Source organism: Geobacillus genomosp. 3, assembly GCF_000445995.2.
Taxonomy (GTDB): Bacteria; Bacillota; Bacilli; order Bacillales; family Anoxybacillaceae; genus Geobacillus.
Genome location: NC_022080.4, coordinates 147,884 through 160,901 on the forward strand (window position 1 = coordinate 147,884; position 13,018 = coordinate 160,901).

Annotated in this window: 7 protein-coding genes, 7 tRNA genes and 3 rRNA genes; 15 read left to right on the forward strand and 2 right to left on the reverse strand. The window is 52.1% G+C overall.

The window, feature by feature from the left end:
- Nucleotides 1–51: 51 nt before the first annotated feature.
- Together cwlD and M493_RS00845 are read left to right on the forward strand one after the other, a co-directional pair.
- Nucleotides 52–768, forward strand: a complete 717-nt coding sequence (cwlD, locus tag M493_RS00840; protein ID WP_020958390.1) for an N-acetylmuramoyl-L-alanine amidase CwlD — start codon at nucleotides 52–54, stop codon at nucleotides 766–768.
- 180 nt (nucleotides 769–948) lie between these two features.
- On the forward strand, nucleotides 949–1,965 hold the full coding sequence (locus M493_RS00845; RefSeq protein ID WP_020958391.1) for an Mrp/NBP35 family ATP-binding protein: 1,017 nt from the start codon (nucleotides 949–951) through the stop codon (nucleotides 1,963–1,965).
- A gap of 103 nt (nucleotides 1,966–2,068) precedes the next feature.
- On the opposite strand, the gene gerD is transcribed toward M493_RS00845, so the two are convergent.
- Nucleotides 2,069–2,701 carry a spore germination lipoprotein GerD gene (gene gerD / locus M493_RS00850; protein ID WP_020958392.1) on the reverse strand — a complete coding sequence of 211 codons (633 nt, stop codon included), beginning with the start codon at nucleotides 2,699–2,701 and terminating at the stop codon, nucleotides 2,069–2,071.
- A 154-nt stretch (nucleotides 2,702–2,855) separates the two neighbouring features.
- Between gerD and M493_RS00855 the strand changes: the two genes are divergently transcribed.
- Nucleotides 2,856–3,455, forward strand: coding sequence for a KinB-signaling pathway activation protein (locus M493_RS00855; RefSeq protein ID WP_023817414.1), 600 nt, complete (start codon nucleotides 2,856–2,858; stop codon nucleotides 3,453–3,455).
- A 242-nt stretch (nucleotides 3,456–3,697) separates the two neighbouring features.
- Here M493_RS00855 and pdaB read toward each other — a convergent pair whose 3' ends face one another.
- The gene (gene pdaB, locus M493_RS00860; RefSeq protein WP_020958394.1) at nucleotides 3,698–4,453 is read right to left on the reverse strand and encodes a polysaccharide deacetylase family sporulation protein PdaB; all 756 of its coding nucleotides are present in this window, start codon (nucleotides 4,451–4,453) and stop codon (nucleotides 3,698–3,700) included.
- A gap of 452 nt (nucleotides 4,454–4,905) precedes the next feature.
- Here pdaB and M493_RS00865 point away from each other — a divergent pair.
- From M493_RS00865 to sigW, 12 genes are all read left to right on the forward strand, one after another.
- Nucleotides 4,906–6,463, forward strand: a 16S ribosomal RNA gene (locus M493_RS00865).
- A 370-nt stretch (nucleotides 6,464–6,833) separates the two neighbouring features.
- Nucleotides 6,834–9,761, forward strand: a 23S ribosomal RNA gene (locus M493_RS00870).
- Between the two features lie 286 nt (nucleotides 9,762–10,047).
- Nucleotides 10,048–10,164, forward strand: a 5S ribosomal RNA gene (gene rrf / locus M493_RS00875).
- The 16S, 23S and 5S rRNA genes sit together here with 7 tRNA genes alongside, the layout of an rRNA operon.
- Before the next feature lie 207 nt (nucleotides 10,165–10,371).
- A tRNA-Asn gene (locus M493_RS00880) sits at nucleotides 10,372–10,446 on the forward strand.
- Between the two features lie 7 nt (nucleotides 10,447–10,453).
- Nucleotides 10,454–10,529: transfer RNA gene (locus M493_RS00885), tRNA-Thr, on the forward strand.
- A 10-nt stretch (nucleotides 10,530–10,539) separates the two neighbouring features.
- Nucleotides 10,540–10,611: transfer RNA gene (locus M493_RS00890), tRNA-Glu, on the forward strand.
- A 107-nt stretch (nucleotides 10,612–10,718) separates the two neighbouring features.
- Nucleotides 10,719–10,793, forward strand: a tRNA-Gln gene (locus M493_RS00895).
- A 133-nt stretch (nucleotides 10,794–10,926) separates the two neighbouring features.
- Nucleotides 10,927–11,002 (forward strand) — tRNA-Lys (locus tag M493_RS00900).
- A gap of 4 nt (nucleotides 11,003–11,006) precedes the next feature.
- A tRNA-Gly gene (locus M493_RS00905) sits at nucleotides 11,007–11,078 on the forward strand.
- Nucleotides 11,079–11,084: 6 nt separating this feature from the next.
- A tRNA-Ala gene (locus M493_RS00910) sits at nucleotides 11,085–11,157 on the forward strand.
- A 212-nt stretch (nucleotides 11,158–11,369) separates the two neighbouring features.
- Nucleotides 11,370–12,269, forward strand: coding sequence for an arginase (gene rocF / locus M493_RS00915; protein ID WP_020958396.1), 900 nt, complete (start codon nucleotides 11,370–11,372; stop codon nucleotides 12,267–12,269).
- Nucleotides 12,270–12,445: 176 nt separating this feature from the next.
- The gene (sigW, locus tag M493_RS00920) at nucleotides 12,446–13,009 is read left to right on the forward strand and encodes an RNA polymerase sigma factor SigW (RefSeq protein ID WP_020958397.1); all 564 of its coding nucleotides are present in this window, start codon (nucleotides 12,446–12,448) and stop codon (nucleotides 13,007–13,009) included.
- Nucleotides 13,010–13,018 lie beyond the last annotated feature (9 nt).

Below are 13,018 nucleotides of genomic sequence, written 5' to 3' on the forward strand. Positions count from 1 at the left end.
GCACCTTGTCCCATATAAGATAGAGAAGGGAAACGCGCGGGGGGAGAAACGATGAAAAAAAAGTGGAAGTGGCTTGTCGCCTTTGTTGCGACTGCCATGGCGGGGGTTTTGTTATTCCCATCTTTATTTTCCGATCTCACATCGACAAAACCGTGGAACCTTCCACTGTCCGGGAGAATTATCGTACTAGACCCCGGCCATGGCGGGCCGGACGGCGGCGCTGTCGGCGGCGAGGTGCTGGAAAAGGAGATCGCTCTCAACGTGGCGAAAAAGCTGCGCGACTACCTGCAGCAGCAAGGAGCGCTCGTCCTGATGACACGGGAGACGGACCGCGATTTGGCAAGTCCGTCAACACGCGGCTACAGCCGACGGAAAACAGAGGACTTGCATGAACGAACAGCATTCATTAATGAGTCCAATGCCGATCTATTCATCAGCATTCATTTAAATGCCATTCCATCCCCACGCTGGCGGGGAGCGCAGACGTTTTACTACGGTTCGTTCATTGAAAATGAACGGTTGGCGAAATTTATCCAAGCCGAGCTGCGGCGCAACTTGGAAAACACCCATCGGGTGGCGAAAATGATCGATACGGTCTATTTGCTGAAATACGCGAAAAAGCCCGGTGCGCTTGTTGAGGTCGGGTTTTTATCGAACCCAGACGAGCGGGAATTGCTCGCCTCTGACCATTACCAGACGCAACTCGCTGCTTCAATTTACAAAGGAGTGTTGCGTTACTTTTCCAACGAACACACGCCTCGCGAATAGCGGGGTTTTTTTGTGGGGGGCGGCGGCAGCGGTAACGAAACATGGTTCGCCAAAGGGAAACGGGAATCTCCACTGCCGTTGAGTAAATGGGGGAAAGCCGAAGATGGCGGTTTCCCAGCAGTTTATGGTATAGTAAATATATAGAAACAGTCATTGATTTGAAAAAGGTTGGTGAATACGATGCTGACGGAAAACGAAGTGCGAGCCATTCTTGAAAAGATGGAAGATCCATTTTTAAACAAAACGTTTAAGGAAACGAACGCCATTCAAGAAATTAAAATCAAGGAAGAAAAAAATCATGTCAGCGTAAAAATCGCGCTCGCCAAAACCGGCACGCCTGACCAGCTCCGCGTACAAACGGCGATCGTCCAGCAACTGAAAGAGGCAGGCGCCGCCTCTGTCGGACTGCGGTTTGCCGAACTGCCGCGGGAAGTCGTTGAGGAATATAGCGAGAACAAACAAGGAACGACGTATATCGCCATTGCCAGCGGCAAGGGAGGGGTCGGGAAATCGACCGTCTCTGTCAATTTGGCGGTCGCGCTCGCCCGGCTCGGTAAAAAAGTCGGGTTAATCGACGCCGATATTTACGGATTTAGCGTACCGGACATGATGGGAATCACCGAGCGCCCGACAGTAAGGGGCGATAAGATCATACCGGTTGAACGGTTTGGGGTAAAAGTCATTTCGATGGCCTTTTTCGTCGAGGACAATGCCCCGGTTATTTGGCGCGGCCCGATGCTTGGAAAAATGCTCAACAACTTTTTTAAAGAAGTCGAATGGGGCGATTTAGACTACCTGTTGCTTGACTTGCCTCCAGGCACCGGCGACGTCGCGTTGGACGTACATACGATGCTGCCGTCGTGCAAAGAAATTATTGTTACAACCCCACACCCAACTGCCGCGTTTGTCGCTGCCCGCGCTGGAGCCATGGCGCTGCGTACCGAGCATGAGATTATCGGTGTAATCGAAAATATGTCATATTATGAAAGCCGGAAAACAGGCGAGAGGGAATATGTCTTTGGCAAGGGCGGTGGAGAAAAGCTGGCAAAAGAACTGCAAACAGAGCTGTTAGGACAGCTACCGCTTCAGCAACCGGATTGGAATGACGACGATTTTGCCCCGTCCGTTTATGCCGAGGATCACCCGATTGGGAGCATTTATATGGATATCGCCCGCAAAATAGCCGCTAAATATTGATCGTCCGAATGAAAAAGGTGTCCGATGGCGCTGAACTGCACCGAGTGATTCGTTCCTAATGAACACTTGCGGTTTAGTTCAGCATACGGACACCGTTTTCGCTTTATGATCCCCCGCCTCCTTGTTGGTTGCCGCCACCTTCCTCTCCTTCTCCTCCTTCTTCCCCTCCTCCTTCTCCTTGTTTTCCTCCACCTTGTTGGAGCGTTTCTGCCGCTTTGGTCAACATATCCTGAATTTTTGCTTGATACAACGGACTATTTAACGTTTCTGTAATCACCTTTTGCAAATGTTGACGGAACTCCTTGCTTTTTAATACATCGACCATCGCCTGTTCCACTTCAGGATCTTTTAGGATGTCGATCATCATTCCTTGATATTCAGGATCTTTCATGAGCGCCTTCATCATTTTTTCGTGTTCTTTTTGCAATCCTTTTGCGAAGCTTTCAGCGAATTTTGGATCTTTTAGCGCATTTTCCCAAAATTTCTTCCCTTGATCAGACGTCAACACTTGTTGCAATGTCTCTTTTACAGCCGCTTGATCCATGATCAGCTGCTGCTTCATTTGGTCTTCCGACATAATATCTTGAATCGCCTTTTTCCCCTCGTCCGTTTTTAAAATGTCAACGACCATTTTTTTTGTTTGTTCGTAATCCGGAGGAGGAGGGCTGATTTCTTGAGGAGCACAAGAACTAAGAACGAGAAAGCTGAGCAAGAGGAGCGGTATGCACTTGTTCATAAAATTGGGCTCCTTTCTGCAAAAATCCCTCACCTTTAATATGAATGTTGACGAAAAAAATATGCATTTGACCGAATGGAAGCTGGCTTTTTCAGGAGGGCACTGGTAAAATGTTAAGCGGATTATGATGAAATGATGGAGGATGAAGCAAACTGTGAACAGCCGCAAATGGGTGCGCTTATTTTTGACTACACTGCTGATCGGGGGAGTTACTGCAGCAGCTGTCGGTATGGTTTTGAACTGGAAACAATTTGGACATCTTCTTCTGCGTTTGGAGATTGTTGAATTGATGGCCGTGTTGCTATGGCATATTGGCGTTGGCTTCATTTTTAGTGTCATTAGCCAGGCAGGGTTTTTTGCGTATTTGACTGTTCACCGCTTCGGACTTGGCATTTTCCGCTCGCTATGGAGCGCGGTGCAACTTGTCCTGATTCTGTTTGTACTATTTGATTTAGTGTACTTTCGTTACATGGCGTTTGCAGCAGCGGGGGAGTCGATCATCCCGTATATATTGATCGCTTTGTTTGTTTTGGCGGTCGGGTTGGCCGCTGCCTATGCTAAGAGTGTGCAAACGAATAAAGGAGCGTTCATCCCGTCTTTATTCTTTATGGTCGTTGTAACAGTCGTGGAATGGTTCCCTGTTTTGCGTATTAATGACCAAGATTGGTTATATTTGATGTTGATCACACTATTAGTATGCAATTCATACCAGCTCCTTATACTGCATAAGTTGACAGGCGGCACGAAACAATAAGCGGAAGTAAGGTGCCGCCTGTTCTTTTTTATTATCGTGCGCAGAGAAGGCCTTGCTTGTTGGCGCAGGCGTGGACGCGAAAGCGTTTAGCCTAGTGGGGACCCTCCATTCCAAAGCGGACGAAAGTGGGGAGAATACCTTCGGGGTATGGACATCCTCTTGCGCCCGCTGGCGGCGTGACCGCGCCGCATCCGGAGGAGGGTTCCGCCTTTTGGGGGTGATGCAAAGCTCGCCTTCTGGCTTTAGTCAATCCCCTTGCTTTCAGCTCCACCGTTTGCCAATAGTTCAGAAAGACTGGCGTTTTTATACCCGTTTTCTTTCATCGCCGCAATAATTTCCGGCAACGCTTTTGCGGTTTGTTTCGCCGAATCAGAAGCGTGAAGGAGTACGATATCGCCTGGCTCTAAATCATTGGTGACGTTTGCGACAATTTGCTCTGTCCCGGGGTTCAGCCAATCTTTTGAGTCGATGCTCCAATGTACGACCGTATAGCCGAGAGACTCCGCAATTTTTAGTACGTTTTGGTTAAAGTTCCCCCCTGGGGGGCGCAATAGTTCGACATTCTTAATCCCCAGTGTGTCAAATACTTTTTCCGCCATCATTAAATCCTGACGGATTTTGGCGTTCTCAAGTTCTGTGTAGTTGACAAAATTATACCCCATGCTGCCGATTTCATGTCCTTCCTGTTTGATCCGTTTCACAACAGCCGGATGGCGTTCGGCCCAGGAAGCTGATAAAAAAAAGGTCGCATTTTTAATCCCATGCTGTTTTAAGACATCTAAAATTTTGTCTGCATTCTCATCTCCCCAGCTAATGTCAAATGTCAACGCCACCTCATCACGGTTATTGTCCACCTTATATACCGCCTTTGGACCGGAAGGGAGCGACAAAACCGGACGGTTCATTTCATAGGCGTACAGAACGACAGCGGTAAAAAAGGCGGAACAAATAATAATGAGAGCTTTTTTCAGCGCCCGCCCGTTCAGCGCATAAAACATGGCGTCCATCCTCCTTTAAACAGTTGTCCTATGTACATCTTATGCAGCCGGCCATGATCGTTATGAAACATATTTGCCGTGTCTTTTGAGCGGTAAGGCAAGGAAGAAGACTGAAGGTGGAAGTGAAACAGGAACCTATAATTTCCACGAAATCAGAAGTAAAAAGGTATTGCACTTTTTATTTTATGGTGATATATTAATAATCGTCGCTAATCGGACAGATTGTTCGATAGCGATAAACATTGAAAAGAATGTGTAAACAAAAAGTAAAAAACAGTTGACACCAAAAATGTTTTATGTTAGTATAAAGAAGCTGCTTGTGAGAGACAAGTCGGTGAGGGAATAAACTTGTTTATATCCAAGCAGCGTCGTCGTTCCTTGAAAACTGAACGAAACGAAGCGCGAGCGTTTCGACACCTTCGGTGTCGACGCTAATGAAGCCAATCAACTTTCTTTTGGAGAGTTTGATCCTGGCTCAGGACGAACGCTGGCGGCGTGCCTAATACATGCAAGTCGAGCGGACCGAATCGGAGCTTGCTCTGGTTTGGTCAGCGGCGGACGGGTGAGTAACACGTGGGCAACCTGCCCGCAAGACCGGGATAACTCCGGGAAACCGGAGCTAATACCGGATAACACCGAAGACCGCATGATCTTCGGTTGAAAGGCGGCCTTTGGCTGTCACTTGCGGATGGGCCCGCGGCGCATTAGCTAGTTGGTGAGGTAACGGCTCACCAAGGCGACGATGCGTAGCCGGCCTGAGAGGGTGACCGGCCACACTGGGACTGAGACACGGCCCAGACTCCTACGGGAGGCAGCAGTAGGGAATCTTCCGCAATGGACGAAAGTCTGACGGAGCGACGCCGCGTGAGCGAAGAAGGCCTTCGGGTCGTAAAGCTCTGTTGTGAGGGACGAAGGAGCGCCGTTTGAACAAGGCGGCGCGGTGACGGTACCTCACGAGAAAGCCCCGGCTAACTACGTGCCAGCAGCCGCGGTAATACGTAGGGGGCGAGCGTTGTCCGGAATTATTGGGCGTAAAGCGCGCGCAGGCGGTCCTTTAAGTCTGATGTGAAAGCCCACGGCTCAACCGTGGAGGGTCATTGGAAACTGGGGGACTTGAGTGCAGGAGAGGAGAGCGGAATTCCACGTGTAGCGGTGAAATGCGTAGAGATGTGGAGGAACACCAGTGGCGAAGGCGGCTCTCTGGCCTGTAACTGACGCTGAGGCGCGAAAGCGTGGGGAGCAAACAGGATTAGATACCCTGGTAGTCCACGCCGTAAACGATGAGTGCTAAGTGTTAGAGGGGTCACACCCTTTAGTGCTGCAGCTAACGCGATAAGCACTCCGCCTGGGGAGTACGGCCGCAAGGCTGAAACTCAAAGGAATTGACGGGGGCCCGCACAAGCGGTGGAGCATGTGGTTTAATTCGAAGCAACGCGAAGAACCTTACCAGGTCTTGACATCCCCTGACAACCCAAGAGATTGGGCGTTCCCCCTTCGGGGGGGCAGGGTGACAGGTGGTGCATGGTTGTCGTCAGCTCGTGTCGTGAGATGTTGGGTTAAGTCCCGCAACGAGCGCAACCCTTGCCTCTAGTTGCCAGCATTCAGGTGGGCACTCTAGAGGGACTGCCGGCTAAAAGTCGGAGGAAGGTGGGGATGACGTCAAATCATCATGCCCCTTATGACCTGGGCTACACACGTGCTACAATGGGCGGCACAAAGGGCTGCGAACCCGCGAGGGGGAGCGAATCCCAAAAAGCCGCTCTCAGTTCGGATTGCAGGCTGCAACTCGCCTGCATGAAGCCGGAATCGCTAGTAATCGCGGATCAGCATGCCGCGGTGAATACGTTCCCGGGCCTTGTACACACCGCCCGTCACACCACGAGAGCTTGCAACACCCGAAGTCGGTGAGGTAACCCGCAAGGGAGCCAGCCGCCGAAGGTGGGGCAAGTGATTGGGGTGAAGTCGTAACAAGGTAGCCGTACCGGAAGGTGCGGCTGGATCACCTCCTTTCTAAGGATGAAGAAAAGCGGAAGCGCCGCGATCGGCTCTCGAAGCCAAATGTTCTTCACCCACAGGGGTGCTTGCACCCCGAGGGGGAAGGTTATTTGGCAGAAGAGAGCCAGGCGCTGGAGCTAGACATCAGTCGTGATTCAACGCAAATTGCGCTTTCGTTTCGTTCAGTTTTGAAGGAATGAAAAATTCCTTCCCATCGTTCTTTGAAAACTAGATAACCGGAAAAGCGGAGGCGCCGAGATCGGCTCTTGAAGCCAAATGTTCTTCACCCGTAGGGGTGCTTGCACCCCGAGGGGGAAGGTTATTTGGCAGAAGAGAGCCAGGCGCCGACGCTAGACAGTTTAGGAAGAAGCCGAGAAGCGCTGTAGGTTAAGCTAGAAAGGGCGCACGGTGGATGCCTTGGCACTAGGAGCCGATGAAGGACGGGGCAAACGCCGAAACGCTCCGGGGAGCTGTAAGCAAGCGTCGATCCGGAGATGTCCGAATGGGGGAACCCCCTGCCCGTAATGGGGCAGGATCCATGTCTGAATCCATAGGGCATGGAGGGCACACCCGGGGAACTGAAACATCTTAGTACCCGGAGGAGAAGAAAGCAAACGCGATTCCCTGAGTAGCGGCGAGCGAAACGGGAACAGCCCAAACCAAGAGGCGTGCCTCTTGGGGTTGTAGGACCGCCCAGATGGGAGTGAGAAAGGAACGGGGTAGACGAACCGGTCTGGAACGGCCGGCCAGAGAAGGTGACAGCCCTGTAGTCGAAACTTCGTTCCCTCCCGGGCGGCTCCTGAGTACGGCGGGACACGGGAAATCCCGTCGGAAGCAGGGAGGACCATCTCCCAAGGCTAAATACTCCCTAGTGACCGATAGTGCACCAGTACCGTGAGGGAAAGGTGAAAAGCACCCCGGAAGGGGAGTGAAAGAGAACCTGAAACCGTGTGCCTACAAGTAGTCAGAGCCCGTTTAAGGGTGATGGCGTGCCTTTTGTAGAATGAACCGGCGAGTGACGATGGCGTGCGAGGTTAAGCCGAACAGGCGGAGCCGCAGCGAAAGCGAGTCTGAACAGGGCGTATGAGTACGTCGTCGTCGACCCGAAACCAGGTGATCTACCCATGTCCAGGGTGAAGGCCGGGTAACACCGGCTGGAGGCCCGAACCCACGCACGTTGAAAAGTGCGGGGATGAGGTGTGGGTAGGGGTGAAATGCCAATCGAACTTGGAGATAGCTGGTTCTCCCCGAAATAGCTTTAGGGCTAGCCTCAAGGTGAGAGTCTTGGAGGTAGAGCACTGATTGGGCTAGGGGCCCTCATCGGGTTACCGAACCCAGTCAAACTCCGAATGCCAATGACTTATCCTTGGGAGTCAGACTGCGAGTGATAAGATCCGTGGTCAAGAGGGAAACAGCCCAGATCGCCAGCTAAGGCCCCGAAGTGCACGTTCAGTGGAAAAGGATGTGGAGTTGCCCAGACAACCAGGATGTTGGCTTAGAAGCAGCCACCATTTAAAGAGTGCGTAATAGCTCACTGGTCGAGTGACTCTGCGCCGAAAATGTACCGGGGCTAAACGTGCCGCCGAAGCTGCGGGATGACCGTTGGTCATCGGTAGGGGAGCGTTCTAAGGGCACAGAAGCCAGACCGGAAGGACTGGTGGAGCGCTTAGAAGTGAGAATGCCGGTATGAGTAGCGAAAACAGAGGTGAGAATCCTCTGCGCCGAAAGCCTAAGGGTTCCTGAGGAAGGTTCGTCCGCTCAGGGTTAGTCGGGACCTAAGCCGAGGCCGAAAGGCGTAGGTGATGGACAACAGGTGGAGATTCCTGTACCACCTCCTTCCCGTTTGAGCAATGGGGGGACGCAGGAGGATAGGGCGAGCAGGCGGTTGGAAGAGCCTGTCCAAGCCGCAAGGCTGATCCGTAGGCAAATCCGCGGATCAAAAAGGCCAAGCGGTGACGGCGACGGAGTTATCCGGAAGTCCCCGATTTCACACTGCCAAGAAAAGCCTCTAGCGAGGGAAGAGGTGCCCGTACCGCAAACCGACACAGGTAGGCGAGGAGAGAATCCTAAGGCGCGCGGGAGAACTCTCGTTAAGGAACTCGGCAAAATGACCCCGTAACTTCGGGAGAAGGGGTGCTCGTTTGGGTGAAGAGCCCGAACGAGCCGCAGTGAAAAGGCCCAAGCGACTGTTTATCAAAAACACAGGTCTCTGCGAAGCCGAAAGGCGACGTATAGGGGCTGACACCTGCCCGGTGCTGGAAGGTTAAGGGGAGCGCTTAGCGCAAGCGAAGGTGCGAACCGAAGCCCCAGTAAACGGCGGCCGTAACTATAACGGTCCTAAGGTAGCGAAATTCCTTGTCGGGTAAGTTCCGACCCGCACGAAAGGTGTAACGACTTGGGCACTGTCTCAACGAGAGACCCGGTGAAATTATATTACCTGTGAAGATGCAGGTTACCCGCGACAGGACGGAAAGACCCCGTGGAGCTTTACTGCAGCCTGATATGGAATTTTGGTATCGCTTGTACAGGATAGGTGGGAGCCAGAGAAGCCGGAGCGCCAGCTTCGGTGGAGGCGGCGGTGGGATACCACCCTGGCGGTATTGAAATTCTAACCCGCACCCCTTATCGGGGTGGGAGACAGTGTCAGGTGGGCAGTTTGACTGGGGCGGTCGCCTCCCAAAAGGTAACGGAGGCGCCCAAAGGTTCCCTCAGAATGGTTGGAAATCATTCGGAGAGTGCAAAGGCACAAGGGAGCTTGACTGCGAGACGGACAGGTCGAGCAGGGACGAAAGTCGGGCTTAGTGATCCGGTGGTTCCGCATGGAAGGGCCATCGCTCAACGGATAAAAGCTACCCCGGGGATAACAGGCTGATCTCCCCCAAGAGTCCACATCGACGGGGAGGTTTGGCACCTCGATGTCGGCTCATCGCATCCTGGGGCTGTAGTCGGTCCCAAGGGTTGGGCTGTTCGCCCATTAAAGCGGTACGCGAGCTGGGTTCAGAACGTCGTGAGACAGTTCGGTCCCTATCCGTCGTGGGCGCAGGAAATTTGCGAGGAGCTGTCCTTAGTACGAGAGGACCGGGATGGACGCACCGCTGGTGTACCAGTTGTCCCGCCAGGGGCACCGCTGGGTAGCTATGTGCGGACGGGATAAGCGCTGAAAGCATCTAAGCGTGAAGCCCCCCTCAAGATGAGATTTCCCATCGCGTGAAGCGAGTAAGATCCCTCGAAGATGACGAGGTCGATAGGTCCGAGGTGGAAGCGTGGCGACACGTGCAGCTGACGGATACTAATCGATCGAGGGCTTAACCAAGAAAAGTGGAGGCCGCCCGCTTATCGGCGAAACGCGCTGGAGGGCCTGCGAGGAGGCTGTCGCCGCCGCAGCAGGACCGAAGCGTCGCGAGCCGATGGCGGCCGGAACTAGACAGTGAAAAGCGCAGGCGAGCGGCGGCGAGCCGAAGCTAAACAGCATGAAAAGCGGAAGCGCCGCGGCTTCTTCCCAAAACGGTTATCTAGTTTTGAAGGAATGAATTTCCTATTGACAAACAAAACAGAATGAATATAATAGTTACTGTCTAAAGCAAATCAATCATTCATTGCCTAGTGATGATAGCGGAGGGGAAACACCCGTTCCCATCCCGAACACGGAAGTTAAGCCCTCCAGCGCCGATGGTAGTTGGGGCCAGCGCCCCTGCAAGAGTAGGTCGTCGCTAGGCAATGTTGTATCATTACCGCAATAGCTTAGCGACGAGCTTTGGCATCATCGAATTTGCTCCGAGTTGTCCCGACGCATCCAGCTTCCTCGAATCGGCTGGAAGAGGAAGGGACATAGAGCTTTATGAATGTTGAACGTGCTTTTTGGAATTAGTCAGCGTAGGAAGAGGCAACGGGCATATTGAGAAGATGTAGTTTTTCCTCATCATTCCGCAATAGCTCAGCGGTAGAGCAACCGGCTGTTAACCGGTAGGTCGTAGGTTCGAATCCTACTTGCGGAGCCATTTTGATGCTTCCATAGCTCAGTAGGTAGAGCACTTCCATGGTAAGGAAGAGGTCACCGGTTCGAGCCCGGTTGGAAGCTCCATTGATTTTTTGGCCCGTTGGTCAAGTGGTTAAGACACCGCCCTTTCACGGCGGTAACACGGGTTCGAATCCCGTACGGGTCACTCTTTTTGAAATCAACCGTCCCTAAAAGGACGGTTGATTTCAAAATGTATAATCCCCCATAAAAGAGGTATCATAATTACCGGACACGCCTTTCCTTTTATAACGTTGGGCTATAGCCAAGCGGTAAGGCAACGGACTTTGACTCCGTGATGCGCTGGTTCGAATCCAGCTAGCCCAGCCATTATTTTTTTGTACATAAAATCACAGTCTCCCTTCACTGGCGGTCTCCCCCGACGCACTTAACTTCCTTGAATGAGCTTGCAGAGGAAGGGGCAGGTAGAGCAAAGCAATGCTTGGAGTGTTATTGAAAACATGAGCCATTAGCTCAGCAGGTAGAGCATCTGACTTTTAATCAGAGGGTCGGAGGTTCGAGTCCTCCATGGCTCACCATGATGCGGAAGTAGTTCAGTGGTAGAACACCACCTTGCCAAGGTGGGGGTCGCGGGTTCGAGTCCCGTCTTCCGCTTTGAACGGGGCCTTAGCTCAGCTGGGAGAGCGCCTGCTTTGCACGCAGGAGGTCATCGGTTCGATCCCGATAGGCTCCATTAAAAGTAAAAGGCAGTCTACTTCGCAATATGAAGTAGACTGCCTTTTTTCTTCCTATCCGAGTGAACATCTTCAATTTCTCCAATGGAATGGAAGCGAGCAGAGGGAAACAAAATGGCATAAATATTCGAAAAAGTGTTGAGTTGAGTCATCCTTCCCCTTTCCCTACAATAGGAGTGTAAGGGGAAATGGGAAAGGAGAGAAAGACATCATGAAACCAATCTCAATTATCGGTGTACCGATGGACTTGGGGCAGACGCGCCGCGGCGTCGATATGGGACCGAGCGCGATTCGCTATGCAGGTGTGATTGAGCGGCTGGAACGCCTTCATTACGATATTGAAGATTTGGGAGACATCCCGATTGGAAAGGCGGAGAGGTTGCACGAACAGGGGGATGGACGGCTGCGTAATTTGAAAGCGGTTGCGGAAGCGAATGAAAAGTTGGCCGCGGCCGTAGATGAGGTGGTCAGACGGGGGCGCTTCCCGCTTGTGCTAGGTGGCGATCATAGCATCGCGATCGGTACGCTCACCGGGGTGGCCAGGCATTATGAGCGGCTTGGAGTCATTTGGTATGATGCACACGGCGATGTCAATACCGAGGAAACGTCGCCATCCGGAAACATTCATGGTATGCCACTGGCGGCGAGTCTTGGGTTCGGTCATCCAACGTTGACGGGGATCGGCGGATACAGCCCGAAAATCAAACCGGAACATGTCGTGTTGATCGGGGTTCGTTCTCTCGATGACGGGGAGAAGAAATTTATTCGTGAAAAAGGGATCAAAATTTATACAATGCATGAGGTCGACCGGCTTGGGATGACGAAGGTGATGGAAGAAACGATCGCCTATTTAAAAGAACGGACGGACGGTGTCCACTTGTCGCTCGATTTGGATGGACTTGACCCGAGCGATGCGCCAGGGGTTGGTACGCCAGTTATTGGCGGATTGACATACCGGGAAAGCCACTTGGCCATGGAGATGCTGGCAGAAGCACAACTTGTCACTTCGGCGGAATTTGTGGAAGTGAACCCGATTTTAGATGAGCGGAATAAAACCGCTTCTGTCGCAGTAGCATTGATGGGGTCGCTATTTGGGGAGAAACTCATTTAACGGGCTGTCGGGCGGTTCAAAATCGCTTTTTCCCCGCTGTGACCGGGAGGGGTTGCCATTCGTTTGGCTTCCCCTCCTCTTTCGGTTCTATGGTACAATAAACATGTTGCATGAAACTTTTCATAGTGAAATGCCGTAATATAAGATGAGCCGTAAGGGCGGGGGTATTGTATTTTATGGATCTGTTTATTAAAAAAAGAATTAAGGCGATCCGAAAAGGCGACCAAAACGCATATGCGGATCTTGTCGATTTGTATAAAGATAAGATTTACCGCCTTTGTTACCGAATGCTTGGAAATCGCCATGAGGCGGAAGATGCGGCACAGGAAGCGTTTATCCGCGCTTATATTCATATTGACAAGTACAATCCCGATATGAAGTTTTCGACGTGGCTGTACCGCATTGCCACGAACTTAACGATTGATAAATTGCGAAAACGGAAGCCGGATGTGTATTTGGATGAGGAACTAAACGGTACGGACGGATTGACGATGCAGGCCCAGCTTCCTTCCCGTGAAATGTCCCCTGAAGAGGCGGTGGAAAGCTTGGAACTGCAGGAGACGGTACAGCGGGCGATTGAACAGCTGCCGGAGAAATACCGAAGCGTGCTCGTGCTCAAATACATTGAGGATTTGTCGCTGCAAGAGATTAGCGAAATTTTAGAGCTGCCGGTCGGTACGGTGAAAACGAGGCTGCATCGTGGCCGTGAAGCGTTGCGCAGGCAACTGGGCCATTTATAAGAGGGTGGG

Coding starts and splice junctions, on each gene's coding strand:
- rocF (WP_020958396.1), top strand. CDS start 11,370: ATGAAACCAATCTCAATTATCGGTGTACCGATGGACTTGGGGCAGACG.
- pdaB (WP_020958394.1), bottom strand. CDS start 4,453: ATGTTTTATGCGCTGAACGGGCGGGCGCTGAAAAAAGCTCTCATTATT.
- M493_RS00845 (WP_020958391.1), top strand. CDS start 949: ATGCTGACGGAAAACGAAGTGCGAGCCATTCTTGAAAAGATGGAAGAT.
- cwlD (WP_020958390.1), top strand. CDS start 52: ATGAAAAAAAAGTGGAAGTGGCTTGTCGCCTTTGTTGCGACTGCCATG.
- sigW (WP_020958397.1), top strand. CDS start 12,446: ATGGATCTGTTTATTAAAAAAAGAATTAAGGCGATCCGAAAAGGCGAC.
- gerD (WP_020958392.1), bottom strand. CDS start 2,701: ATGAACAAGTGCATACCGCTCCTCTTGCTCAGCTTTCTCGTTCTTAGT.